The 22,921-nt window shown below is 62.2% G+C and carries 27 protein-coding genes and 17 tRNA genes; 15 read left to right on the top strand and 29 right to left on the bottom strand.

Features of this window, described 5'->3' with window-relative positions; all coding sequences use genetic code 11:
• Positions 1 to 87: 87 nt before the first annotated feature.
• The 3 genes from JQ609_RS13515 to JQ609_RS13505 form a co-directional block, all read right to left on the bottom strand.
• The gene (locus tag JQ609_RS13515) at positions 88 to 225 is read right to left on the bottom strand and encodes a hypothetical protein (protein ID WP_212273764.1); all 138 of its coding nucleotides are present in this window, start codon (positions 223 to 225) and stop codon (positions 88 to 90) included.
• A gap of 364 nt (positions 226 to 589) precedes the next feature.
• Complete coding sequence (locus tag JQ609_RS13510; protein ID WP_212273763.1) at positions 590 to 748, bottom strand: antibiotic biosynthesis monooxygenase; 159 nt, start codon at positions 746 to 748, stop codon at positions 590 to 592.
• A 397-nt stretch (positions 749 to 1,145) separates the two neighbouring features.
• Positions 1,146 to 1,496 carry a hypothetical protein gene (locus tag JQ609_RS13505; protein ID WP_212273762.1) on the bottom strand — a complete coding sequence of 117 codons (351 nt, stop codon included), beginning with the start codon at positions 1,494 to 1,496 and terminating at the stop codon, positions 1,146 to 1,148.
• Positions 1,497 to 1,641: 145 nt separating this feature from the next.
• Here JQ609_RS13505 and JQ609_RS13500 point away from each other — a divergent pair, with 145 nt between their 5' ends.
• The 3 genes from JQ609_RS13500 to JQ609_RS13490 all read left to right on the top strand — a co-directional run bounded on the left by JQ609_RS13500 (position 1,642) and on the right by JQ609_RS13490 (position 3,379).
• Positions 1,642 to 2,094, top strand: coding sequence for a VOC family protein (locus JQ609_RS13500; RefSeq protein ID WP_192735781.1), 453 nt, complete (start codon positions 1,642 to 1,644; stop codon positions 2,092 to 2,094).
• A gap of 76 nt (positions 2,095 to 2,170) precedes the next feature.
• A complete protein-coding gene (locus JQ609_RS13495; RefSeq protein ID WP_212273761.1) occupies positions 2,171 to 2,398 on the top strand; it encodes a hypothetical protein in 228 nt (75 codons plus the stop codon).
• A gap of 336 nt (positions 2,399 to 2,734) precedes the next feature.
• A complete protein-coding gene (locus JQ609_RS13490; RefSeq protein WP_212273760.1) occupies positions 2,735 to 3,379 on the top strand; it encodes a glutathione S-transferase family protein in 645 nt (214 codons plus the stop codon).
• A 3-nt stretch (positions 3,380 to 3,382) separates the two neighbouring features.
• On the opposite strand, the gene JQ609_RS13485 is transcribed toward JQ609_RS13490, so the two are convergent.
• Together JQ609_RS13485 and JQ609_RS13480 are read right to left on the bottom strand one after the other, a co-directional pair.
• The gene (locus JQ609_RS13485; RefSeq protein WP_212273759.1) at positions 3,383 to 3,637 is read right to left on the bottom strand and encodes a porin; all 255 of its coding nucleotides are present in this window, start codon (positions 3,635 to 3,637) and stop codon (positions 3,383 to 3,385) included.
• 31 nt (positions 3,638 to 3,668) lie between these two features.
• On the bottom strand, positions 3,669 to 3,926 hold the full coding sequence (locus JQ609_RS13480) for a PilZ domain-containing protein (RefSeq protein ID WP_212273758.1): 258 nt from the start codon (positions 3,924 to 3,926) through the stop codon (positions 3,669 to 3,671).
• A gap of 249 nt (positions 3,927 to 4,175) precedes the next feature.
• On the opposite strand from JQ609_RS13480, the gene JQ609_RS13475 reads away from it, so the two are divergent.
• Positions 4,176 to 4,250 (top strand) — tRNA-Glu (locus JQ609_RS13475).
• 104 nt (positions 4,251 to 4,354) lie between these two features.
• Here JQ609_RS13475 and JQ609_RS13470 read toward each other — a convergent pair.
• The 3 genes from JQ609_RS13470 to JQ609_RS13460 form a co-directional block, all read right to left on the bottom strand.
• Positions 4,355 to 4,430: transfer RNA gene (locus tag JQ609_RS13470), tRNA-Trp, on the bottom strand.
• A gap of 165 nt (positions 4,431 to 4,595) precedes the next feature.
• A tRNA-Gln gene (locus tag JQ609_RS13465) sits at positions 4,596 to 4,673 on the bottom strand.
• Between the two features lie 4 nt (positions 4,674 to 4,677).
• A tRNA-Glu gene (locus tag JQ609_RS13460) sits at positions 4,678 to 4,754 on the bottom strand.
• A 7-nt stretch (positions 4,755 to 4,761) separates the two neighbouring features.
• Between JQ609_RS13460 and JQ609_RS13455 the strand changes: the two genes are divergently transcribed.
• Positions 4,762 to 5,073, top strand: a complete 312-nt coding sequence (locus JQ609_RS13455) for a hypothetical protein (protein WP_212209426.1) — start codon at positions 4,762 to 4,764, stop codon at positions 5,071 to 5,073.
• A 1-nt stretch (position 5,074) separates the two neighbouring features.
• Here the strand turns inward: JQ609_RS13455 and JQ609_RS13450 are convergent.
• The 15 genes from JQ609_RS13450 to JQ609_RS13380 all read right to left on the bottom strand — a co-directional run bounded on the left by JQ609_RS13450 (position 5,075) and on the right by JQ609_RS13380 (position 7,868).
• Positions 5,075 to 5,148 (bottom strand) — tRNA-Gly (locus JQ609_RS13450).
• A gap of 123 nt (positions 5,149 to 5,271) precedes the next feature.
• Positions 5,272 to 5,350 (bottom strand) — tRNA-Pro (locus JQ609_RS13445).
• Positions 5,351 to 5,357: 7 nt separating this feature from the next.
• A tRNA-Arg gene (locus JQ609_RS13440) sits at positions 5,358 to 5,436 on the bottom strand.
• A 28-nt stretch (positions 5,437 to 5,464) separates the two neighbouring features.
• Positions 5,465 to 5,540: transfer RNA gene (locus tag JQ609_RS13435), tRNA-Asn, on the bottom strand.
• A gap of 297 nt (positions 5,541 to 5,837) precedes the next feature.
• Positions 5,838 to 5,922: transfer RNA gene (locus tag JQ609_RS13430), tRNA-Tyr, on the bottom strand.
• 54 nt (positions 5,923 to 5,976) lie between these two features.
• Positions 5,977 to 6,513, bottom strand: a complete 537-nt coding sequence (locus tag JQ609_RS13425; RefSeq protein ID WP_212209425.1) for an HNH endonuclease — start codon at positions 6,511 to 6,513, stop codon at positions 5,977 to 5,979.
• 55 nt (positions 6,514 to 6,568) lie between these two features.
• Positions 6,569 to 6,644, bottom strand: a tRNA-Asp gene (locus JQ609_RS13420).
• Between the two features lie 39 nt (positions 6,645 to 6,683).
• Positions 6,684 to 6,766 (bottom strand) — tRNA-Leu (locus tag JQ609_RS13415).
• Positions 6,767 to 6,802: 36 nt separating this feature from the next.
• Positions 6,803 to 6,887: transfer RNA gene (locus tag JQ609_RS13410), tRNA-Lys, on the bottom strand.
• A 200-nt stretch (positions 6,888 to 7,087) separates the two neighbouring features.
• A tRNA-Ile gene (locus tag JQ609_RS13405) sits at positions 7,088 to 7,161 on the bottom strand.
• Between the two features lie 6 nt (positions 7,162 to 7,167).
• Positions 7,168 to 7,240, bottom strand: a tRNA-Val gene (locus JQ609_RS13400).
• Positions 7,241 to 7,244: 4 nt separating this feature from the next.
• Positions 7,245 to 7,318: transfer RNA gene (locus JQ609_RS13395), tRNA-Val, on the bottom strand.
• 4 nt (positions 7,319 to 7,322) lie between these two features.
• A tRNA-Leu gene (locus JQ609_RS13390) sits at positions 7,323 to 7,407 on the bottom strand.
• A 29-nt stretch (positions 7,408 to 7,436) separates the two neighbouring features.
• A tRNA-Thr gene (locus JQ609_RS13385) sits at positions 7,437 to 7,511 on the bottom strand.
• A 162-nt stretch (positions 7,512 to 7,673) separates the two neighbouring features.
• Positions 7,674 to 7,868: a hypothetical protein gene (locus JQ609_RS13380; RefSeq protein WP_212209424.1), complete on the bottom strand. Its 195-nt coding sequence runs from the start codon at positions 7,866 to 7,868 to the stop codon at positions 7,674 to 7,676.
• A gap of 460 nt (positions 7,869 to 8,328) precedes the next feature.
• Here JQ609_RS13380 and JQ609_RS13375 point away from each other — a divergent pair, with 460 nt between their 5' ends.
• Positions 8,329 to 8,724, top strand: a complete 396-nt coding sequence (locus JQ609_RS13375) for a nuclear transport factor 2 family protein (protein ID WP_212273757.1) — start codon at positions 8,329 to 8,331, stop codon at positions 8,722 to 8,724.
• A 26-nt stretch (positions 8,725 to 8,750) separates the two neighbouring features.
• Positions 8,751 to 9,983, top strand: a complete 1,233-nt coding sequence (locus JQ609_RS13370; RefSeq protein WP_212273756.1) for a Zn-dependent hydrolase — start codon at positions 8,751 to 8,753, stop codon at positions 9,981 to 9,983.
• A 176-nt stretch (positions 9,984 to 10,159) separates the two neighbouring features.
• On the opposite strand, the gene JQ609_RS13365 is transcribed toward JQ609_RS13370, so the two are convergent.
• Positions 10,160 to 10,933, bottom strand: coding sequence for an outer membrane protein (locus JQ609_RS13365; protein ID WP_212273755.1), 774 nt, complete (start codon positions 10,931 to 10,933; stop codon positions 10,160 to 10,162).
• 279 nt (positions 10,934 to 11,212) lie between these two features.
• Here JQ609_RS13365 and JQ609_RS13360 point away from each other — a divergent pair, with 279 nt between their 5' ends.
• The 3 genes from JQ609_RS13360 (at position 11,213) to JQ609_RS13350 (ending at position 14,283) form a co-directional block, all read left to right on the top strand.
• Positions 11,213 to 12,250: a PrsW family glutamic-type intramembrane protease gene (locus JQ609_RS13360; RefSeq protein WP_212273754.1), complete on the top strand. Its 1,038-nt coding sequence runs from the start codon at positions 11,213 to 11,215 to the stop codon at positions 12,248 to 12,250.
• A gap of 111 nt (positions 12,251 to 12,361) precedes the next feature.
• Positions 12,362 to 12,949, top strand: a complete 588-nt coding sequence (locus JQ609_RS13355) for an HdeD family acid-resistance protein (RefSeq protein WP_212209419.1) — start codon at positions 12,362 to 12,364, stop codon at positions 12,947 to 12,949.
• 248 nt (positions 12,950 to 13,197) lie between these two features.
• Positions 13,198 to 14,283 carry a 3-deoxy-7-phosphoheptulonate synthase gene (locus tag JQ609_RS13350; protein WP_212273753.1) on the top strand — a complete coding sequence of 362 codons (1,086 nt, stop codon included), beginning with the start codon at positions 13,198 to 13,200 and terminating at the stop codon, positions 14,281 to 14,283.
• 104 nt (positions 14,284 to 14,387) lie between these two features.
• Here the strand turns inward: JQ609_RS13350 and JQ609_RS13345 are convergent, their stop codons facing one another.
• The 4 genes from JQ609_RS13345 to epmA are packed head-to-tail and all read right to left on the bottom strand — an operon-like array spanning position 14,388 to position 17,001.
• On the bottom strand, positions 14,388 to 14,627 hold the full coding sequence (locus JQ609_RS13345; protein ID WP_212209417.1) for a hypothetical protein: 240 nt from the start codon (positions 14,625 to 14,627) through the stop codon (positions 14,388 to 14,390).
• A 16-nt stretch (positions 14,628 to 14,643) separates the two neighbouring features.
• Positions 14,644 to 14,853, bottom strand: coding sequence for a hypothetical protein (locus tag JQ609_RS13340; RefSeq protein ID WP_212273821.1), 210 nt, complete (start codon positions 14,851 to 14,853; stop codon positions 14,644 to 14,646).
• 7 nt (positions 14,854 to 14,860) lie between these two features.
• Positions 14,861 to 15,952: a lysine-2,3-aminomutase-like protein gene (locus JQ609_RS13335; protein ID WP_212273752.1), complete on the bottom strand. Its 1,092-nt coding sequence runs from the start codon at positions 15,950 to 15,952 to the stop codon at positions 14,861 to 14,863.
• Positions 15,949 to 17,001 carry an EF-P lysine aminoacylase EpmA gene (gene epmA, locus JQ609_RS13330; protein ID WP_212273751.1) on the bottom strand — a complete coding sequence of 351 codons (1,053 nt, stop codon included), beginning with the start codon at positions 16,999 to 17,001 and terminating at the stop codon, positions 15,949 to 15,951. The genes JQ609_RS13335 and epmA overlap by 4 nt, the downstream gene beginning before the upstream one ends.
• Before the next feature lie 278 nt (positions 17,002 to 17,279).
• On the opposite strand from epmA, the gene JQ609_RS13325 reads away from it, so the two are divergent.
• From JQ609_RS13325 to JQ609_RS13315, 3 genes are all read left to right on the top strand, one after another.
• Positions 17,280 to 17,888 carry a hypothetical protein gene (locus JQ609_RS13325; protein ID WP_249127947.1) on the top strand — a complete coding sequence of 203 codons (609 nt, stop codon included), beginning with the start codon at positions 17,280 to 17,282 and terminating at the stop codon, positions 17,886 to 17,888.
• A gap of 304 nt (positions 17,889 to 18,192) precedes the next feature.
• On the top strand, positions 18,193 to 18,759 hold the full coding sequence (efp, locus tag JQ609_RS13320; protein WP_192735762.1) for an elongation factor P: 567 nt from the start codon (positions 18,193 to 18,195) through the stop codon (positions 18,757 to 18,759).
• 64 nt (positions 18,760 to 18,823) lie between these two features.
• On the top strand, positions 18,824 to 20,395 hold the full coding sequence (locus tag JQ609_RS13315; protein ID WP_249127945.1) for a M23 family peptidase: 1,572 nt from the start codon (positions 18,824 to 18,826) through the stop codon (positions 20,393 to 20,395).
• Here JQ609_RS13315 and JQ609_RS13310 read toward each other — a convergent pair.
• Positions 20,392 to 20,871, bottom strand: a complete 480-nt coding sequence (locus JQ609_RS13310; protein ID WP_212273749.1) for a carboxymuconolactone decarboxylase family protein — start codon at positions 20,869 to 20,871, stop codon at positions 20,392 to 20,394. The two genes, JQ609_RS13315 and JQ609_RS13310, sit on opposite strands and share 4 nt — an antisense overlap.
• 221 nt (positions 20,872 to 21,092) lie before the next feature.
• On the opposite strand from JQ609_RS13310, the gene JQ609_RS13305 reads away from it, so the two are divergent.
• A complete protein-coding gene (locus JQ609_RS13305; RefSeq protein ID WP_212273815.1) occupies positions 21,093 to 21,551 on the top strand; it encodes a MarR family transcriptional regulator in 459 nt (152 codons plus the stop codon).
• 99 nt (positions 21,552 to 21,650) lie between these two features.
• The gene (locus tag JQ609_RS13300) at positions 21,651 to 22,886 is read left to right on the top strand and encodes a lytic murein transglycosylase (protein WP_212273748.1); all 1,236 of its coding nucleotides are present in this window, start codon (positions 21,651 to 21,653) and stop codon (positions 22,884 to 22,886) included.
• The last annotated feature ends 35 nt before the right edge of the window (positions 22,887 to 22,921 follow it).

The raw sequence follows: 22,921 nt of genomic DNA, 5'->3' as shown, positions 1-22,921 counted from the left end.
GCGTCCGCCCCGCGCAAATATCTGTGCGAGATCACGCTCTCGACACCAGCGCCTTAACGCCGTGGCGACGCGCGCGAGCAAACCTCATCAGGCCGCGCGTTTCGGACGGTCCTGCTGTACAAAATATTCGAGGATCTGAATGCGGATTTCCTCGGCGATCGGGCCTTCGACCCGGCGCATGCGGTTCCAGAGCCTGATGATTTCGCGTTGTTTCTCGATGTCCATGAATCAACCTCCAGGGAATGGCTTGAATAGAACATAACAAGAACAATTTGGCAAGTACTCCGGATCAGCAGCGCGCGAAAATCGGTTTGAACCAATTGCGCGGTGCGGTGACTTATGGATGAGTAGTCCCCCAGACACTCATCCCCATCAGAAAGCCCTGCTTCCCCCGAGCGGGGCTTTCGCTTGTGTAGCCGTCACCCCGCGCGTCTTACGTGGACGCTGGCCACCGCATAGAGTTCGGGCTCGAATTTTTCCGCGAGCTTACCTGCCGCCATCATGTGGCTCTTTGCATTCGGGATTGCGCTGCATGGCTTCGAAATCCTCCTTCGATCGCCATTGAGCGTAATTCGCGACGTGTTTGCCGCTAAGGCCGCGGTGAATGTTGGCAGCATCCCGGCTGATGCTTCATGACCTTGTCAGTAGCCTCGTCGAGCAATTTGACGAGTTCGTCGGCCTTTTCCGGGGCAACGGTGAAGACGTTGATAAGGGTAATGGGGCTGACGCCTTTGATGATCTCCGTCATGGCTCCTCTCCTTTGTGGAAAGAACCCGGCGGAGAAAGGTTCGTTCCGGCCGTCACCCGCCAGGCGATCAATGGCTAGCCTGCCGGCTCCGCTTTTGTTCTCGGAGAACGAACAGCGTCCGCAATTTTGCGGACGAGCAATCGTAAATAATTGGAAAACAAAAGGCCACGCGGGCGTTACGCCGCGTGGCCTTCAGCGAGACTGTCCCCCTAGGCCCTCCAGAGATTCCGTCTCGCGACGCATAATGTGCGGACGGGCTTGCCTGTCCAGCCCACGGTCGAATTACCCACAGTTCAGACGCGCCGGCACTCGTGCTTGGCCCGCCCGGCGCGCTTATCCTTCCCGCAACGGTGATAGTTGAGGAAGGTCGCAGCAAGGCCGCTCACTTCGGCTTCACTCATCGTGCGCCTCCATTTCGCTTTTCGCACCGATGATAGACATCTCCCTTGGTCTGAAGCTTGTTGGGATCAATCAGCTTAAGCGTGATTGAACCGTTGGACCGACCATCGTCTGCAAAACCATACCCTGTTCCCTTTAGTGAGCCATCCTTTAGCCGGGTAATGTGCTTGATCTGAAAGCCATGCTCGTAAAACAGCACTGTCCGGGGTTCGACCGTCATCCCGAGTTCGCTGGACTGCTGTCCGCACGCAGCAGCGTCAGAGGCCCACTTCCCGAGCATGCTGTTGGGAAGTTGGTCGGCTGCATGAGCCGTGCCGGAGATGAGAAGAGCGCTAAGCAGGTATTTCATACTGCCATCACTTTCCCAGCCACACCGCTATGTAAAGGGCCCGGGGTGGCGCCTGAATGGCATCTTGCCCCCTGCCCCGTGGGGGATTTTGCTGCTATTCAAGCCCCGAACCAAAAACCAAGCCTCGCAAAGGGAGCCAAGAAACATGCGTTTTCTCCACACCATGCTGCGCGTCCGCAATCTCGATGCCGCGATGAAATTCTATTCTGATGCGCTGGGGCTGAAGGAAGTGCGCCGGATCGACAACGACAAGGGCCGCTTCACGCTGGTGTTCCTGTGCGCCGCCGAAGACGAAGGCCTGCTCAAGGCCTCGCCGGCCACCCGCGGCGCGCCGCTGGTCGAACTGACCTACAATTGGGACGAAGAGAAATACGGCGAAGACCGCTATTTCGGTCACCTCGCCTATGAGGTCGACGACATCTACGCCACCTGCGATCGGCTGATGAAGATGGGCATCACCATCAATCGCCCGCCGCGCGACGGCAACATGGCGTTCGTCCGCTCGCCGGATCTGCATTCGATCGAGCTCTTGCAGAAGGGTGACCCGAAGCCGCCGGCCGAGCCGTGGACCTCGATGCCGAACACCGGCCACTGGTAGGCGTTGAGCCTGTTCGGTTCTTGAATGAATCAGAACGGGCTCTGGCTCTCTTGACGCGAACCGGAATCCACTTCGCTTGAAAACGTTACGGTACAATTTCTTTGTGCACGTCCGCCATCCCAGCTACCGGCTGGTGACGAAAGCGGACGTGCCGTTTCCCTCAGAAACCTCGGAAGACGACTGGACGTTGACGCGCAGCCGCGAAGCAGGCGACGTCAACGCCGAGGTGCGCGAAGCCATCGATCGAGACGGCTATTCGCTGTTTCGAATCGGACAGTCACTCTCCGACATTCCACCATCATAACGCGGCACCGCATGCGCAGTTTCGGTCCGCGCGAAGGAACAAGACACGCGCCCGCACGTTCTCTCCTCGATTGATATTTGGAGGATACGAGGATGGGACGAGGAATTTTGTTGTGGCTGTTGGGCGTACCGATACCGATAATTCTTCTGTTGTGGTTGTTCTTCGGCCGCTGACGGCAAACGTACGTGAAATCAGGCTCCGTCGCGACGCGGCGGAGCCTGTTTTTTTTGGTCCAGGTTTTGTTTGATCCAAGGCGGCCCGCGCTTTTTTGCTGATCTTCCGCTATGAACCGGTTGCAAGAAGATCACCGCAAGAAAACCACCGGGAGCAAAACACGTGGGTGACAACAAACAACAACTCACCATCTGGGGCCGGGCCAATTCGGTCAACGTTCAGAAAGTGCTGTGGTGCCTGCGCGAGCTCGATCTCGGCTATGAACGCATCGATGCCGGCATGCAGTTCGGCAAGAACAATGAAGCGCCCTACCTTGCGATGAATCCCAATGGCCGGGTGCCGACGCTGATCGACGGCGACTTCGTCTTGTGGGAATCCAATTCGGTGATGCGCTATCTCTGCCTCGCCTACGGCCAGAATTCGCCGATCTATCCGCATAGTCCGCAGGCACGCGCGGCCGTCGACCGCTGGCTGGACTGGACGCTGTCGACCCTGCAACCGGTGGACCGGCCGGTGTTCTGGGCGCTGGTTCGCACGGCGCCGGAAAAACGCGACATGGTCCAGGTCCAGAAGGACGCCGACGCCGAGGCCGTGCAATGGCGGATCGTCGACGCACAAGTGGCAACGCGCCGCTATATCGAAGGCGATCAGTTCACGATCGCCGATATCGCGCTCGGCGCTTTCGCGCGGCGCTGGTTCGGCGTCGAGGGCGTCACCAAGCCGAAACTGCCAAACCTCGAGCGCTGGTTCGCGCAGATCTCGGAGCGCCCCGGATTTATCCAGTTCATCGCGCCGCCGATGACCTGACGCTCAGCGCGACCGGGCCGATGTGCCGACGCCGATACTGACGGCACCGCCGATCTTCGCGCAGGTCTCGGTGCCCTCGACCCTGACGAATCCCGCCCCGTATGCCGCGCATGGATTGCCTGATGTCGCTCCCTTCAGCGGAAGCAGCTTGCCCGAAGGGGCCGTCCTGTCGGACTTCTGATGTCCCGATGGCTCGGCGGCCAACGCCGCCACGCCAGTCAGTACCAGAACCGGGATCGCAAGAAGGAAGTTTCGCATCCCGCCTTTTATCGTCCTGCGCCGCGGGGCGCTAGCGGACGAACTTGATGCCGACCGACTTGCCGCGGCGCCAGACCACTTCGCAGTTTCGCCCCGTGCGGGCGTCGCGCGAAAACGCCAGCTTCAATTTGGCGGGCAGCGTGTTGGGATCGTCGATCGTAACCTTGGCACCCGTCGTGGACAAATCCTGCACCACGCAGGGCCGTGCCGCAAAACCGCCGTCCAGGGTGATCCACCCGGATTGATGCAACGATTTGCGCGACTCGCGCTTTTTGGTGCCCAAGGCCATGTCAGAAGTTCCCCTGCCACCAGCCCTACTCCAGGCGGCTTTAAAATCCGTTGCAAAACATCGGGTTTTTTGGCCGGTGCTCCCTTGCCGGCGCGGGCCGCAAGCGCCCGGAAAAAGGCGGTTTCAGGCCGCTTGCCCGCCCGGCAAAACGCCACTATACGTTCGCCGGTCGCCGGCCTGATCCAACCCGATTATCGGCGACCAACACGGCGCATCATGCTGTAAAGCACTGATTTTCCGGTTGTTTTTGCTCCCTTCGTCTATCGGTTAGGACGCCACCCTTTCACGGTGGAGAGAGCGGTTCGATTCCGCTAGGGAGCGCCATCCCGTTTTTCGGCCATTGAATTCACAGGAAGCCGTGGGCGCCCACCGCGCGCAAACCAATTCATTTCCGGGCACGGCAATCATTCATCACTGCCGCGGAAAAATGGCGGGAGAACCAGGCCTCGAACCTGGAACCTCTGGTTTTGGAGACCAGCGCTCGTCCACTTGAGCTTCACTCCCTGAAGTGGTCCCGACCCACTGTGCTGCCCCGTGTTTTCCTGCTCCACAAGCAAGCGTCCTGGCTGATAGACGAGGTCGGAAGCAGGTGGTCGCTCGTAACGGTTTCGAACCGTCCTGTTCGCCGTTATGAGCAGCAAACCCTCCCGAGAGGCCGAGCGATGGATTTGGTGAGCGGGGCTGGATTCGAACCAGCGGTCACCGGAATCAAAATCCGGCGCCTTGGACCAACTTGGGGACGCGCCCGCGATGGCGCTCCCTACCAGATTCGAACCGGTGATCTTCACCGCGAAAGGGTGTTATCCTGGACCGCCAGGCGAAGGGAGCGGCTACGGTGATAAAGAAAGCGAAGAAGACCAAAAGGGCGATCGCGAAAAAGTGGAAACCGAAATCGGCAAAGAAACGGCCGCTAACGCAACGGGAAATGTCGGTCGCTGCACGGCTTGATGAGCTTGGTGTCGCCCATGAAGCCGCCGCGCAAATGCTCGAGATAAACTCGGAGATCGACCGGCTATTTGGAGCCGGACCCAAGCTGCAACTGAACCGAAGGCTCACCGCAGCGCGAATCGCATTCGAAGATGGGATCCTCAACTCGAATAGTATCAAGGACAGCCTCGCGGCAGCCAGGAAGGTAGCTGACTTGTGATTGGCGCGGGCTGCCGGACTCGAACCGACTTTGCCTGGCTGGAAACCAGGTGATCAGCCTATGACCCAAGCCCGCATGGGCAGCCTCTCGCGGATTGAACCGCTGATATCCCGGATCAGAACCGGGCGCTCTACCGACCGAGCCAAGAGGCAAAGGCTGGCGAGGCGCGAGCGTCCCGCTTTGTCTTTGAATCGATTGTGGTCAGTCTGGCTGGATTCGAACCAGCGATCCCCTGCTTCCAAGGCAGGTAGGGACGACCAGGCTCCCCTACAGACTGTCAATTTTGGCCGACCTGGAGGGACTCGAACCCCCGCCCTCCGCGTTCGTAGCACGGCGCTCTGAATCCAACTGAGCTACAGGTCGTTGATGGTAATCGGCTGACAAGCGGAATTGGCTCCCGACCACGGTTTCGAACCGCGCTACCCCGATTAACAGCCGGGTGCCCTCACCGAGATGGCTCGACGGGAATGAGATGGTGGAGAGTGCCGGTACCGCCCCGGCCGCTTCGATCTTGCAAGGATCAAATGCACCTTGTGCACCCCCGTGATGGTGTCCAGAGTCAGTGCCGCCCTGACCTCCCCGGCGTTTCAAGCCGATGCTTTCACTGGATTAGCTTTCTGGACGGCGAATTGCGCGACGCGCGCAGTTTCGCAAGATGGCGCGGACCAGCGGGATCGAACCGCTATCAATGCGCGGGCAGCGCATGGCACTCCCAATATACCAGGTCCGCGGGTTTGGACGGCTGTTGGGCATCTGCCGAACGATGGTGGGTAACCGCGGAATTGAACCGCGCGTGCGCAAAGGCGCAGGCTTTACAGGCCCGCTCAGTCACCAGACTTGGCGTTACCCGAAATGTTTTGAAAGCCTGCCGCAGAACCGAAACCGCCGGCCGTGGCCGGCGGCTTACTTCTCGAGTTCGACATCCCAGTACAGGAAGTCGCGCCAGGTCTCGTGCAGGAAGTTCGGCGGGAAATGGCGCTGCGCCGCCATCAGCTGATGCACCGTGGGCTCGAACGGCTTCCGGCGGGGCTTCTCCAGCCGTGTGTCTTTCCGCATATTGCAGGGGCTGCATGCCGTTGCGATGTTCTCCCAGGACGTCATGCCTCCGGCGGCGCGCGGCAGGACATGGTCGAAGGTAAGATCGTTCGGGCGGTGCGGAACGCTGCAATACTGGCACACGAAGTGATCCCGAAGGAACACGTTGAACCGGGTGAAGGCGACCCGGTTCGGCGGCCGCACATAACAGCGCAGCGCGATCACCGATGGCAACTTCATCTGGATCGACGGGCTCCGGGCGACCTCGTCGTATTCAGCGACGACGACGTGAGATCCCTTGACGACCGCCTTGATGGCGTCTTCCCAGCCGAACAGGCTGAGTGGGAAATAGCTGAGCGGCTGGAAATCCGCGTTGAGCACGAGCGCGGAGCAATTCTGGAACATGAAAACCTCCTCGCGTTGATGCTGATGGCGGAATTCTTTCAATGTGAATTCGCAGTGGCGCCCCTGACGAGAATCGAACTCGCCGCAACTCGATCGACAGTCGAGCCCCGTCACCAGCTGGGTCCAGGAGCAGTTTGAGCGCAAATTGAGCGCAATCTAGGTCTGCAACATGGTGCGGCCGCCGAGACTCGAACTCGGATGCACATGGCGCGCGCCCCTCAAGCGCGGGTGTCTACCGTTCCACCACGGCCGCAAAGTTATCTGAGCTCGGCCAGAGTCTGTTTCGAAATGGAGGACCAGGTCGGACTCGAACCGACGGTGACTTGCGTCGACGGATTAAGAATCCACTCCCTTGGCCGCTGGGGCACTGGTCCTTGATTGGAGGATCCGGGTGGTTTCGAACCACTTGCGCACGGCTTAAAAGGCCGCTCCATCTCCAGTCAGGTTTAACGCTCCGGATCCATCGCCTCGATGGCTTGTGGCGGCGAGTCGCGCCCGGTTTCGCAAGTGCCTTGATGGCATCGCTGCGTTCCATCAAGGTCGTGAAAGCGACGGTCATGTCGGCCTCCCTTGGTGGTGCTCCAGTCAGGAATCGAACCTGCATCAACCGCTTATCGAGCGGTCGCACTGCCATTGTGCTACAAGAGCGTGAATTGGTGCGCCTTCACGGAATCGAACCGCGGACAAGCCATGTCGCGGCGGTACTCTGCCACTGAGCTAAAAGCGCATGTTGGTGCCCCCGCTCGGATCGAACGAGCGTATGTCGGTGCGTAAAACCGATGCCTTACCGCTTGGCTACGGGAGCGTGATGGTGCGAGCGGAGGGAATTGAACCCCCACGGGCAAGCCCGTCGCAGTCTGAGTGCGGTGCGTCTACCAGTTTCGCCACGCTCGCGTTACGTATTGAAGATCACACTCGACAATTGGTGCTGACGGGAGGGCTCGAGTCTCCGCGCTTCGGTTTACAAAACCGCTGCTCTCCATCTGAGCTACGCCAGCCTGAAAACTTACAAACGGCCGGACGACCCCGGCCAATGGAAATTGTTTCGCTGCCTGAAACCACCGTTTGCCGCCCCACCAAAGGGGACCAGTACCGGATCAGCGGGCCGTCTTATGTCCTTGCAGGGACGGCCATCCTGAATTCGAAATCGCTTCAAATGATCAAGCGTCCTCACGACCCCGGCAGTTGTCCGCCGGCTGCGCTCGGTTGATGTAATCGAGATAGACTTGCTCGGCCTCGGCCTCGGAAATACCCCGGCGCTGCGTCACTATGCGCACGAAGGCATGCGCCACCGGCGAGGACAAAATCCTCTGGCGGTCACGGTCCTCGAGTCCTGTGGTGCTGTCGCGGGTCATCTTCGCTCTCTGCCTTGAGGCAGAGGGTAGATTCCCGCTGCCGGTTTACGCTCTTGGCGTCCTGGTGGTCCCGAGATTTTCGGGCGCCAGATAGCTCGGACCTTGCTTCGCCACGCACATGCGCGACCAATCGCACGGCCGAATAAACGGCAGCGCGGCGGCGGCTTTCGCGACGATATGTGAGCGCAGGCTCAACATGGCTTCGGTCCTTTAGAGCGCCGGCGGATTCCGGCGAAGGGGCGTTGGTATGCGCAGAAGATTTAAAATCCGTCAAGAGATCGACGCAAACATTCTTCTGAACGATGTCTCGCGTGTGGGACCAATCCGCCGCGTCAGGTGCGTTACAACCGCCTCAACATATTAGAGATTTGACTCGTGCGCACCGGTTCGCTCTGCTGCCGCACGCGATCGAAAAAAGTTTGTCAGCCGGTACACATTCTCAGCCAGGGATTGTTGGAGCGTGAATAAAATCATGGCGCCCTCCTCCACCGAACGCGATGAGCTGTTCAAAGGCTTCGCGCGCGCCCTGTTCAAGGGCGACATGGTTGCGCTCTATTCCGTAGTGACGCCTGACTTTCTCTGGACCTTTCACGACGGTCTGGCGGTGACCAAATCCCTCGCCGGCGCCGCCGCCATTGCCGAACATCTCGCCGAGCAAAAGGCCCTGTTCTCGGCGCAACGCTTCCATGACGTGGCCTATCATCACGCCGGTGATATGACCTTCATGACGTTCCGTGTCAGCGAAACCGTGCGCGCCACCGGCGAGCAGCGCGAACAACGCGGCGTCGAGTGTTATACGTTTCGCGATGGACGGCTCGCGACCAAGGATGTCTATCGCGAGCCGACCGGCCCCTGACGGCCAATCAAGGAGAGGCACCAGCCATGCCCGACAAGACCCTGACCTTCGACGGCGCCCGCGTCCTCGCCGACCTCCATGCGCTGCGTGGCATCGGCACCTACAAGACCGGTGTCCACAAGCCGACCTTCTCGGAGCCGCATATGCGCTCGCTGGAATGGCTGGTGCAGCGGCTTCCCGAGGCGGGACTGGCTGCCGAGATCGACGGCATCGGCAACGTGCTGGGCACCAGCACGAAACCGGGGCCGAAGCTGTTGGCGGGCTCGCATCTCGAAAGCCAGAATTACGCGGGCTGGCTCGATGGTCCGCTGGGCGTCATCTATGCGCTTGAAGCCGCCCGCGTCATCAATTCCGACCCTGATATCAAGGGCGCCGTCGAGGTCGCATCCTGGTGCGATGAGGAAGGCCATTTCGGCAGTTTCCTCGGCAGCCGTTCCTATGTCGGCGCGCTCACCGAGGCTGACGTCGACGCCGCGCGCGACCGCAACAGCGATCGCAGCATGCGCGACGCCTTGCGCGGGGTCGGCCTCGCCGGCCGTCCGCGCGCCACGGCCGAACGCGGGCGTCACATCGGATATCTCGAGGCGCATATCGAACAGGGTCAGACCCTCGAGGGCGGTGCGCTCAATATCGGCGTCGTCACCTCCATCGTCGGTATCTGGCAATACCGGATCACCTTCACCGGCGAGCAAAACCACGCCGGCACGACGCGGATGGCCGTGCGCAAGGACGCTGGCCTCGCGCTGGCGAAATTCTGCGTCGATATCGACGAACGGTTTCCGAAAGCCTGCGGGTCGCGCACGGTTTGGACCACCGGCTCGATCACGCTCGATCCGGGTGCGCCGAGCATCATCCCGGGATCTGCGGAAATGCTGTTCCAGATTCGCGACGACGATCCCGCTGTGATCGATCGCCTGGAGGCTTTGCTGCGAAGCATGGCCGCCGACGTCAGCGCGCGCGGCCCCTGCACGGTTGCGGTAGAGCGCATTCGCACCGGCGCGCCCGCGATGATGGACGCCTCGTTCCAGCAAGCGATCGAAGCTGCGAGCAAGGCATTTGCCGGTGGCAGGTCGATCCGCATGCCCAGCGCCGCCGGTCACGACGCCCAGATTCTCTCGACCATCATGCCGTCAGGCATGCTGTTCGTACCCTCGATCGGCGGCATCAGCCATCACTGGACCGAGAACACGGCGGACGCCGACATCGTCACCGGCGCCGCAGTGTTTGTCGACGCCTGCCGGCGCCTGCTGGCGGGCTAAGCGGGTACGCTCCCATTGCGCCCCGCAGGTCGAAATCAGCCTCGCTGCGCGCCAAGCCGACTCCGCGACGGTCATCTCCGAGCGTTTGCCCGAACAAAAAAAGCCCCGGACGATGCCGGGGCTTTTAATTAGTCTCGGGAAGAACTCAGTACCTGGTACCAGCTCTCCTTGAAAGCTCAGTACCGGGCGACGACCGGGCCACCCCAGTTGAACTTGTAGTTCACGCCAACCAGAGCCGTGGAGACTTCCAGCTTCGTGCGGACACGGTCCGGGAAGGCCCCGATGACGGGCGTCGTAAACGCGACATCCTTGTGACCGAAGTCCATGTAGTTGTATTCGCCGAACACCGACCAACCCGGAGCGAACATCCATTCGAGGCCGCCGCCGACGGTCCAGCCGCTGCGGTTGACGCCAAACGCGTTTTCGGAGACCAGCACGCCACCCGGCTGGAAGATCACATAGTCAGACCGGGTCCAGGCGCCACCGCCCTTGACGTAGCCGAGCAGCTGGGGCGTGAACAGATAACCCAGCCGGCCCGTGACCGTGAAAATGTCCTTGTTTTCGATATCCGACCGGAAGGCCGGGAAGTCCGTCAGGAAATGCGAGCTGTCGATGCGCGCGTAGTTGTACATGCCCTGGATGCCGAGCACCCAATTGCCAGCAAACTGGTAGTCGCAGCCGATCTGAGCGCCGACGACAAAGTCACTACCATCGCTTGAACCGAAATTGGCCGGGGCCGCGAATGGTGGAACAGCGAGGACGTCGGTGCGATTCTGCGAGGTTCGTGCCCAGCCACCGCCGATGTTGCCGCCGATGTAGCAGCCGGTCCAGTTGTACACCACGACCGGAGCCGGAGGCGGCGCCTTGGCGTAACGGGGAGCCATGTCAGCCGCGACAGCTGATCCGGTCATTGCGACAGCTGCAAGCATTCCCAGTGCAAATTTCTTCATGGTGATTCCCCTTGGGCGATAATTGCTGCCAATGGTTGTAGACGAATTAGGCAGCTAATGCTGTGGCGCGGCGGTCACAGTCAGGAGGAAAGAGTCAGGCTCGAAGCTCCCCTGCTCAACGCCCTTGCCCGCTCCCTAATTGCCGGGAAATCCACCTCCAAACGCTCGGGTTAGCCGGTTCGTACCCCTCACCTTTTGGCGACAACAAGTCGCGTTCGCTTTCCTTGCAAAGCGCTGAATTTACGGCCATTTTCGATCCATCCGAACAAAGTCCCCCAAATGCTCCTGCTGCAATCCCTCCCGACTGTCATCGGCGTCGCCGCGATCGCGCCCGCGTTGCTTTTGCTGTGGCTGGTCATCGCCGCTGACGAGCGCCCCGGCCCGCCGGCGCAGGTGTGGATCGCGTTCGTGCTGGGCGCGGCCAGCATTTCGCTACTGGGAATCGCTCGGGCGCCGTTCGCAGCGATTCTCGCGGTCCCCGGAAATCCCTGGATGACCCAGGGGCTCCGCTCGGTGTTCGGCGTTGCCGCGCCCGAGGAGATCGTCAAGGTGCTCGTGATCATCGGAGTGTCGTGGAAGCGCCGCACCTTTGCCGATCCGATGGACACCGTCGTCTACGGCGCGGCCGCGGGCCTCGGATTCGCAGCCTACGAAAATCTCGCTTACCTGGTGCAGCACGCCGACATGTGGCGATCGCTGGCGGCATTGCGCAGCGTCCTCACCGTGCCATTCCACGGTGCGCTCGGCATTATCGCCGGCGCCTATATCGCCATCGCACGTGCCGGCACCGCACTCGGTGCCAACCGGCACAATCGCGATCTCGCCCGCATCTCGAGCTGGACGCTGGCCCTGCTTGCGCCGGTCGCGCTGCATGCGGCGTTCGATTTTCCGCTGCTGATTCTGCAAAAGCATCCCGATCTCGGCTCCACCACGCGGATGATGCTGGGAACGGCCAGCCTGATCATCGGCTTCAGCTCGATCGGATTTGCGGCGCGGCTGGTGCGGCGCGTCGGCCGCCATCACGCGCCGCGCACCGAGATCGCGCGCGAGCGGCTGAGCCAGTTGCGGCGAATGTGGGCGCTGCTGGTCGTGGGCGGCGGTGCCGGCTTTGCGGGCGTGTCGTTCCTGCTGACCTCGCTGCACCACTGGTTCATCAACCCGGAACGCAACGCCTCGCTGGTGCTGATCCCGATCGGCTTCACATCGATCCTGCTCGGCCTCGCCCTGCTGGTCGCAACCACGGCTGTCTACGTTTTTGGCCGCAACCGGATGCGCACGACGTCGGAGGGCTTTTCGTCGGCGAACGAGGCTGGTTAGCGCGTCAGCTAAAATTGGACGCGTTCTCCTCCCGTCCAATTCCTTGCGCCAACCATTCCTGTTCGCTGCAAAACGCTCTAGTATCAGCCCGCGCGTAGCGGGAGAGCTGTGATGACCCTTCCCCAAGATAGGCTGCCCAAAGACATCGCCAAATTGCAGTCCGAGATGAACGCTGCCGTGAAGACGCATTGGAAAGCCTTCCTGTTCGAAGGCATTCTGCTGGCGGTGCTCGGCCTGGCCGCGATGATCGTGCCGCCGCTGGCAAGCCTGGCGGTTGCAATCTTCTTGGGCTGGATGTTCCTGATCAGCGGCATCGCCGGGCTGGTCGTCACCTACTGGGCGCGGCAGATGCCGGGCTTCTGGTGGTCGCTGTTTTCGGCGGCACTTGCCGTGCTCGCCGGCCTCGTGCTGTTGGCGCGGCCGATGCAGGGCGTGCTGACGCTGACCATCGTCCTCGGCGCCTACTTTCTGATCGAAGGCGTCACCACCATCATGTACGCGCTGGAGCACCGCCGCGAATTGTCCGGGCGCTGGTCCTGGCTGCTGGTCTCCGGAGTGATGGACCTCCTGATCTCGTTCCTGATCATTGCCGGCCTGCCGGGTTCAGCGGAATGGGCGATCGGTCTCCTGGTCGGGATCAACCTGGTGCTCGGCGGCGCGTCGCTGGTCGGCATGGCGCTTGCCGCGCGCAAGGCCTGACACGGGCTGGCGCTGCGCGAGCCAACTCCCCCGCCGAATAGGGGATGACAAGTCCCGATGCGTGAGCTATAGAGCCGACCATGATCATGATCGCCGCCAGCAACTATTGGTATTTTAGCTTCGACAGCTCGCTGGCGGTGGGAGGATCACGCGCAATCTAAATAATTGCAGCAAAAAGTCCGAACAGCCGCCAAATCCTGGCGGCTTTTTTATTGGCCGGCAGGTTCTTCAAAACAGGAGCCAGAGCCGTGTTGAGCACCACCGACGATCTTCGAATAAGCGAACTGAAAGAGCTGACGACGCCGCAAGAGGTCATGCGCGAGATCCCGCGCACCTTGACCGCCACGCGCATCGTGATGGCGGCGCGCAACGCCATCCACGCGATCCTGAACGGAACCGATGACCGGCTTCTGGTCGTTGTCGGCCCCTGCTCGGTGCACGATCCCGCTGCGGCCGTGGAATACGCCGAACACCTCGTCGCCCTGCGCGAGCGGCTGGCCGACCGCCTCGAGATCGTGATGCGCGTCTATTTCGAGAAGCCGCGCACGACGGTCGGCTGGAAAGGATTGATCAACGATCCCGGCCTCGACGGCAGCTTCGACATCAACAGGGGCCTGCGTCTCGCGCGCAACGTGCTTTCGGCGGTGAACAATCTTGGTCTGCCGGCCGGCACCGAATTCCTCGACATGACGACGCCGCAATACATCGCCGACCTGGTGGCGTGGGCGGCAATCGGCGCGCGAACCACGGAAAGCCAGATCCATCGCGAGCTCGCGTCCGGACTTTCCTGCGCGGTTGGCTTCAAGAACGGAACCGACGGCAATGTGCGCATCGCGGCCGAGGCCGTGAAGTCGGCGTCGCATCCCCATCATTTCATGGCGGTCACCAAGGGCGGACGCTCGGCGATCGCCGCTACGACTGGCAACGATGACTGCCACATGATCCTGCGCGGCGGCAGCAAGCCGAACTATGACGCTGACAGCGTCGATGCCGCTTCAGCCGAACTCACCCGTTCCGGCGTGACACCGCGGATCATGATCGACACCAGCCACGCCAACAGCAGCAAGAAGCCCGAGAACCAGCCGCTGGTCGCGGCCGATATCGCCAGGCAGATATCCGCTGGCGAAGCGCGCATCACCGGCGTGATGATGGAGAGCAATCTCGTCGCGGGCCGCCAGGATGTCGTGCCGGGCAAGCCGCTCACCTATGGTCAGAGCATCACGGACGGCTGCATCGACTGGGAAACCACCGTGCGGGCGCTCAACGTGCTGGCCGACGCCGTCGAGGCAAGACGAAGCTTGGCGCGCCGGCCATTCAACGAACGGTCCGCCTAAGAAATTGCGCTCGAACAAAACGTTACGGCCAGAGTCTGCTCAAAACAGTTGAAGCAGATTCTGGCCCGTCAAGTCGATGTACCGTGATGGGCGAGGGCGCTGCCTTAGCAGCCGCGGCAGATGCTCTTGATCTTGCGATCCAGCAAAGCATTTTCCTTGCTCAGGGGATCGTTCGGATCGTTCATGTTCTTCGGTTCGGGAACGTCGGCGGCGCGTGGCTGGCGATGACCGATCGGCGCCTGGATCACTTTGTCTGAATTTTTCGGCACCGTTGAGCCTTGCGCGAATACGTCCGGACTACCGGTCAGAACCAGAAGCGCCACTGACAGGATTATTTTTCGCATTTCGGTTCTCCCGTTCTCATTTCTGATTTATCGCGCCGGAACATCGATCGTTCCACAATTGCGACGCCCCTGGGCCGCGCAATCCTGCGCCTTTCGTACATCGGCCATCGTGCTGAGCAACCATATCCACCAGCACCGCGAAGAAAGCCAGCATTACCGCGTTTTCGATCGCGCGGCTGCTCTCGTCTTCCGCCTGCTTCTGGCCTCTCTCATCCCCGTCCGTCATCGCCGGTTCACGGCTTCGGCGGATAGAGGTGAACGTCACCGCAATAATCGACGACACGGTAACGCGTTTCCGAGGATAGTTCACGTTCCCGGGAATTTGGATGCGACAAATAATGCGGGCCGATCGGCGCCTTGCCGTGGCCGCCGGGAATATCGAGCACGAATTCGGGCTGACACAGCCCGGAAACGCGTCCGCGCAAGCCGCGCATCAGTTCCCGTCCGCGCTCGATCGTGGTACGCAGATGCGAGGTGCCCGGCGCGAGATCGCCATGGTGCAGGTAATACGGCTTGATCCTGCATTCGACGAAGGACCGCATCAGGGCTTCCAGCGTCGCCGCATCGTCATTGACGCCGCGCAGCAGCACCGACTGGCTCACCAGGGGGATGCCGGCATTGACGAGCCGGGCGCAAGCGGCGCGGGCCTCCGCCGTCAACTCGCGCGGATGGTTGGCGTGAACCGCGACCCAGGTGGTGGCACCGCCAACCCTCAATGCCGCAACCATCTCGTCACTGATGCGCGCGGGAGCCACGACCGGCACGCGGGTGTGGAGGCGGACGATCTTGACGTGATCGATAGCGGCGATGTCGGCCATGATCTCGGCCATCCGTCGCGGCGACAGCATCAGGGGATCGCCGCCAGTCAGGATGACTTCCCAGATCTCGGGATGCATCCGGATATAGTCGAGCGCGTCGCGATAGGCGTTGTCCGACAGCGCCGTTGCCTTGCCGGGTCCCACCATCTCGCGGCGAAAACAGAAGCGGCAATACACTGCGCAGACATGAACCAGCTTGAACAGCACGCGATCCGGATAGCGATGAACGATGCCGGCGACCGGTGAATGGGCGTCATCGCCGATCGGATCGGCGCGCTCGCCGGGCTCCTGCACCAGTTCCAGCGTGCTTGGGATGAACTGCCGTGCGATCGGGTCGTTTGGATCGTCGGTGTCGATCAGCGCAGCGATATCGGGCGTCACCGCAATCGCGTAGCGCGCCGCAACCCGTTCGAGATCGGCCAGTTCCGCCGCAGGCGCAAGATCGCAATCGACGAGTTCCGCCGGTTGCCGCAACGTCGCCGCCAATTTCGGATCGATCCTGTTCATGCTTCTCCCGCCGGTGGCGTCCATACCACCTGATCCACCCTGAGCGCACCGCTTGCCAGCATCACCAGCCGGTCAAAACCAAGCGCGACGCCGCTGGCCTGCGGCATCACGGCGACCGCCTGCAGAAAATCCTCGTCGAGCGGATAGCGCTCGCCGTAGCGCCGCGCTTTCTCGTCCATCGCCTGCGTGAAACGACGACGCTGTTCGGCGGCATCGGTCAATTCACCATACCCGTTGGCGAGCTCGACGCCGCAAGCGTAGATCTCAAACCGCTCGGCCACACGCGGATCGGACGCTTTCACGCGCGCCAGCGCTGCCTCCGGCACTGGATACTCAAATAATACCGTCAAACACCCCTGCCCGAGATTTGGTTCGATATGCTCGACCAGGACCTTGCTGAAGATATCGGACCAGGTGTCGTCGTCCGCAACCCGCACCCGCGATTTTGAAGCCTCGGCGAGCGCCCTGCGATCCCCTTCGCCATCCGCGACCGTCGCCAGTAAGTCGATCCCGGCGAACCGCTCGAACGCGGTCGCGACCGTCAGCAATTCAGGCTTGGCGAAGGGATCGGAGATGCGGCCGCGAAACGAGAATTGCCCGATGCCCGTCGCCTGCGCTGCATGGGCGATGACCACAATCGTGTCGGCCATAATGGCGTCATAGGCCGCGTTGGCGCGGTACCATTCCAGCATGGTGAATTCAGGCAAATGAAGATCGCCGCGCTCGCGGTCACGGAACACGCGTGCAAACTCGAATATCTTGTCTTCGCCCGCCGCGAGCAGTTTCTTGGCCGCGAACTCCGGTGAAGTCCGCAAATAGCGCGGCGCGCGGGTTCCGTCTCCACCGGTCAGTTCGGTCCGGGGCGCATGCAGATGCGTTTCATTGCCCGGCGAGACCTGCAGGATGCCCGTCTCGGCCTCGGCGAACCCCTGCTCGTCGAACCAGGCTCGCAAGCCCTTCGTGATCGCGGCCCGCGCCATCAGGAACGGCTTCCGGTCGGCGTGCCGCGCCGGCGACCACCATGGCGATGGCTGGTCTATCCCGGACATCAGCAACCAGCCGGAGCGGCGCGCGCGCCTGCAGCGGCGCATGAACCGATGAAAACGTTCAGAATATCGCCGTATATCGTTGACATAATTTAACTTTCTCTACGGCAAAGCAGCCGCGCCGGGAACACCGCGGATACCCCGCTTCCGGTCCGGTCTGTCATGTCGAAAGACGCACGTCTTGTCCATTCGCGCGATCGGCGCCGCGAACTTCAAGTTGCGCCCTGAACCTCGCGGCCATTGGCGAGTCCAATGGGCAGCAAAATGGAACGGAACGTACCATGTTTGGCGGCTGGTTACGACGAACAGGGCTTCTGCTGGCAGGTATGCTGTTGTTCGTCCTCGCCACGCCAGCGCCCGCCAGCGCGACCGGCCCCAGGCCTGAGTTCAAACTGAAGACGGAGGCGGATTACATTTTCACCGCACCCGACGGGCAAATTCGGGTTGAGCAATATGCCGCGGACAAGGGCGATGAAGGTTTTCTGTTCCAGTTCTGGACCTTCGACGAGGGGCGTCGACACCCCTCGCTGCTGAATGCCGGCGAAGGCATCGATCTCGCAGGCTATCCCGCAGGCTTTCGCTTTACTCCGAACAGCCGGTGGCTGGTGCGCATGCAGAAAACCGGTGCCGGTTTCCAGACGCTGTTCCTGTACCGGCGGAACGGATTTGAATTCACTTCCGACACGCCGAAGCCGTTGAGCGAGATGGCCTGGGACTATTTCTGGGGCTTGCCGGCATCCAAAAAACTGCGTCGCGACCCCAAGGAGCGCGATTCGCTCAGTCACGTCTTTGCCGCCCTGGTCAAAGGAATGGACGACAATTACGCTTCTTTGGGCCTGCATTGGCCCGATAGCCGCTACGTTGTGATCAGCCTTTCCTTCGACGCCTAGGGCGAAGACAAGCCGCGGCCCTATATCGAGGACTGGTGGTGCGCCTATGACCTGAAAACCGGGACGTTTACGGTGCCCGCCGCCTTTGCCGCGCACAACGCCCAGGCCTTCACGTCCCCTCGCCCCAAGCGGAAATAACCAGGAAGCAGGCCCGCGATCGGGACCCACGGCAACCTGCCGGAACGGGCCGCAAAAGGCTGGTATCTGGAGGGCAAATCAGTATGTTGCAGCCCGAAACCGCCTCATTGGCCGCGGGACACAATTGTCCTGACGGGTCGGAGGCCAGAAATTCAGGAAAACCGCTTTGAAAGTCATCGCCAGTTCAATTCGCAAGGGCAACGTCATCGAGCAAGACGGCAAGCTTTATGTGGTTCTGACCGCCGAAAACATCCATCCCGGCAAGGGAACTCCGGTCAGTCAGATCGAAATGCGCCGGATCGGCGACGGGGTGAAGATTTCGGAACGCTACAAGACCACCGACCAGGTCGAGAAGGCGACGATCGAAGATCACAATTTCAACTACCTCTATGAAGACGCCGACGGCTTCCATTTCATGAACGGTGAGACCTACGACCAGGTCCAGGTGTCCAAGGAAATCATCGGCTCGGCGGCGCCCTATCTGCAGGAGAACATGTCGGTGAAGCTCTCGCTGCACGACATGGTTCCGGTGGCGATCCAGATGCCGCAGCGCGCGACGCTGGAAGTTGTCGAAACCGAGCCGGTCACCAAGGGCCAGACCGCGTCGTCGTCCTACAAACCTGCTATCCTTTCCAACGGCGTACGTACCAACGTGCCGCCGCACGTCGGAACGGGAACGCGGATCGTGGTCATGACCGAGGACGGCTCCTACGTCGAGCGCGCCAAGGACTAGGTGCCAGAGTTAGACAACGGGGCATGCGCCAGGGGGCGATGCATTGGGTACGAAGGCTGTCCGCTTGCTGTCCCGTTGGCTGGCCGCCTTCTATTTGCTTCCCGCCGTCGGCGCTTTCGCCGACGAGTTCCGGACCCCTTCGATCTCGGCCGTCCGCGTCGAATGGCGCGCGGTGCTGGATCAGTTCCGTTCCGAGATCAATACCGAGCCTGCGGTTGCGTCCGCCTTCACCTTTGCCAGCCAGCGGCGGGCGCCTCGCTGGGACCCGCGCTCGATGCCGGCGCTGGTGCAACTGAACGCGATCACCTCGCCGGTCTTCCCGGGGATCGGACGCAGTCCTGTTCCGGTGCTGCTGCCGTTCGACACCGCAAGCTATCTCGATGGCCGCCAGAACGGCGTCCCCGACACCCTGTCGGTATCGCGCTATCAGGCCGACTTCCGCCCCGCCGATCTGTTCCACGCCGGCGCCGCCGGCTACGACGCGATGTTTTCGTTCGAGCCGGGCGCGGGTGACGGCATGCCGCAGCGGACTTACGCCAAGCCCGTCGAGGTGCAGATCACGGGCTCGATCCTGACCTACGACCTCGCCGATCCGCTCGCCGGCAAGGGCGAGCCGGTCAAGGCGCTGGCGGCGCAATTCCCGGACCTGCGGCGCTTCATCCGCGAAGGCTATGTGCGCTACGCCTTCACGCGCTTCGGCGTGCCCTATGTGGTGTCGATCCAGTGCCTCGACTCGACGCCGCGCCCGCGGCGGCTGGCCTGCCGGGAGGCCTATCCGGTCGCGGAACGATTCCTCAAGGCGCTGCGCATCACCGGCGGCCAGCCGTCGCGGCCGCGCCGGGATATTTCGTCCGAGATTGCCGAGCGGCCGATCGTACCCTCGCCCGACTTCACCTATCGCCCAAGCGGCGACATCGTCGCCAACAGCGGCTCGCGCAAGCGCGGCGGCCGTCCCGATCTCACCAGCTATTCTCAGATCCGGTTTCCGCTGGAAAAGGCGCCCGCCTTCGCCCGCTCGCAAGCCTTCGGCAAACGCAAACCCGACGAACGCGGATATCCCTGGCAGGACAATTTCTGCGAGGCGCGCAGTTTCGAGGTTGGCCAATGCGCCGCCGGTTTCGGCCATCAGGGGCAGGACATCCGTCCGGGTGCGTGCATGGCGCAGAACAGCGAAAGCCCGGGCAGTTGCGATCCGAAGCAGCAGGCGGTCGTCGCGGTTCGCGACGGCGTCCTGATCCGTTCGCTGAAGCAGCAGGCGGCAACGCTGCAGGTCAACACACGCAACGAACATATCCGCTTCCGCTACATGCACATGAATCCGTCCAGCCTGGACGCGGACGGCATCCTCAATGGCCGCCAGGTCGCCGAGGGCGAAAAAATCGGCGTCGCCTCGAACTATCTCGACTTTCCCAACGGCACCTCGCTGCATCTGCATTTCGACGTGCAGGTGTTCACGCGGGACGGCTGGATCTGGGTCAATCCCTACACCACGCTGATCTCGGCCTATGAGCGCCTGTTGCGCGGCCGCGGGCGCGAGCTCGGCACCGACCCTGTCGCGCCCGCCGCTGTCGCCCACGCCCAGCCGCAAGACGTGATCCGGCCCGACCCGCAGGAAGGTAGCGAGGGCGACAACTAGGACGCGGCAGCCCCGACCGGCTTTTGCCGCGCCGGCGGGGTCCAGCGGAAGGCGGCGCCGAACCTGTTCCAGACGTTGATCGAGGCAATCGCCGAGGTGAGATAGGCCAGTTCCTTTTCCGAGAATTCGGCGCTCGCCTGCGCATAGACCTCGTCGCTGACGCCGCCGCTGAGCAACGTCAACGCTTCCGTCCACGCCAAAGCCGCGCGTTCGCGAGGCGAGAATTGCGGCGCCTCGCGCCACACCACGACCAGGTTGAGCTTGTCGGCGGAGATGCCGAGGCTCTCGCTTTGCAGGATGTGATATTGCACGCAAAACGCACAGCCGTTGATCTGCGAGGCGCGCAGCTTGATCAGTTCGAGCAGTTGCTTGTCGATGCCCGCCGCGGCCGCGACCTTGCCGAGCGCCAGCACGACTTCGTAGGCCTCGGGCGCCAGCGCCATGAAATCCTTATATTCCTTGCGGGCATATGACATGTTCATTGCCTTCTGTTATCAGTGTAATGATTTATTATAAGAGCCCTTATATGGCGCGCAAGATCAGACCTTCGGTAAAATCCAAACTGCGCCAGCCACAAAAAACGGCGTCGAAAAAATCCAGAAAATCCGTCGCGGCAAAAAATTCTTTGCGCCGGAAATCCTCTCGCAAGAACCCTCGCCAGCGCCCGGAAAAATCCGCTGCCGATCCCGTGCTCGCGATGATCCGCCCGCCGCCGCCGGGTGAAGGCAAGCGCGGCGAGCAAGGCCACCTCGCTTATTTGCTGCGGCAGGCCCAGGCCGCGACCCGGCTGACGCTGGAGCGGGCGCTCGCCGAACTCGGCGTCACCACGCCGCAATTCGTGGTGCTGACGATGCTGCGGGCCTATCCAGGCCTGTCGGGCGCCGATCTGGCGCGGGTCGCCCTGCTGACCCCGCAAACCGTCGGCGTCATCATCCGCAATCTGGAACGCGACGGCGCGATCCGGAAGACCCCGCACCCGATCCACGGCCGGGTGCTGCAATGGACACTGACCCGGCGCGGCACCGTGCTGCTCGACAAATGCCGCCGTCACGTCCAGGCGGTGGAACGTCGCCTGGCGGCCGGGCTTTCGGCCACCGCGCAGGCGACGGTCCGGCGCTGGCTCGCACGGATCGCTGCGGACTTTCAGCAGGCCTAGGGCGACTATTCTACCTTCGGGAGTTCCACGTTCCGGCTGCGACGACGGCGCCGCGCAAATGCGCTTTGGTGAGCGCGCCCTGCCCCGTACAATACCGCCATGGAACCGTTCGATTCTCTGAGATCGCCGACCCGCCGCGCCCTGCTGCAAGCCGGTATCGGCACCGCAGCCGTGCTCGCCAATCCGCTTGCCGCGTTGGCCGCGGCGCCGCCCGGCTTCGACGCGTGGCGCGATAATTTTCGCGCTCGCGCGCTGGCAAAAGGCATATCGGACGCGACCTGGAGCCGCGTGATGGGCCGGATCGAGCCCGACATGTCCGTGTTCCGGCAGATGCAGAAGCAGCCGGAATTCCACGAGCAGATCTGGCAATACGTCAATCGCCGCGCCTCGGACTGGCGCATCACGGCGGGCAAGGAAGCGCTGCGGAAGAACGAGGCGCTGTTCACGCGGATCGAGCAGGACTTTGGCGTCGAGCGCGGCACATTGCTGGCGCTGTGGGGCGTTGAATCCGCCTATGGCGATCCCTTGGTGCAGCAGAACCATATGCGCCCGATCTTTCCCTCGCTCGCAGCGCTGGCCTGGAACGAGCCGCGCCGCCGCGCCTATTGGGAAACCGAACTGATCAACGCGCTGAAGATCGTCAACCGCGGCTGGGGCACGCCGGAGGAAATGCGGGGATCGTGGGCCGGCGCGATGGGACATACCCAGTGGATGCCGGAAGTCTGGCTCAATGTCGGCATGGACTACGACAAGGACGGCCGCGTCTCGCCATTCGGCAAGCCGGACGACGCCCTCGGCTCCAGCGCGCGCTATCTGGTCAATCGCGGCAAGTATCACCGCGGCGAACATTGGGGTTACGAGGTCCGCGCCGGCGGCGCGTCCGGCAGCGGCAACCGCACCTATGCGGCGTGGGCCAGCGCCGGCGTCACCCGCGCCGACGGCAAGCCTTTCCCGCAACCGAATGCGTCCGCGCAATTGTGGGTGCCGGTCGCCGGCGGACCCGCGTTCCTGCTGGGGCCGAATTTCTACGCGGTGCGCAGCTACAATCCGTCGATGAATTATGCGCTCGCGATCTGCCATCTCGGCGACCGCATTCTCGGCGCGCCGCCGTTCATTCATCCCTTCCCGGGCTCCGAACGCGCGCTGACGCTGGCCGAGGTGCAGGAGATGCAGACGCGGCTGACAAAAGCCGGCTTCGACACCGGCGGCACCGATGGCCGCGTCGGCAATGACACCATGAAGGCGGTCCGGGATTACCAGACCAAGATGGGCCTGCTGCCCGCCGACGGCTATGGCGGGCTCAAGGTGCTGGCGCGGCTGCGGCAAGGCGGTTAGTCCGGTCATTCCGGGGCACGCGAAGCGTGAACTAC

Source organism: Bradyrhizobium sp. AUGA SZCCT0169 (genome assembly GCF_018130085.1).
Lineage (GTDB): Bacteria > Pseudomonadota > Alphaproteobacteria > Rhizobiales > Xanthobacteraceae > Bradyrhizobium.
Note: the sequence above shows the minus strand (reverse complement) of the source record. Positions and strands in the feature narration are given on the sequence as shown.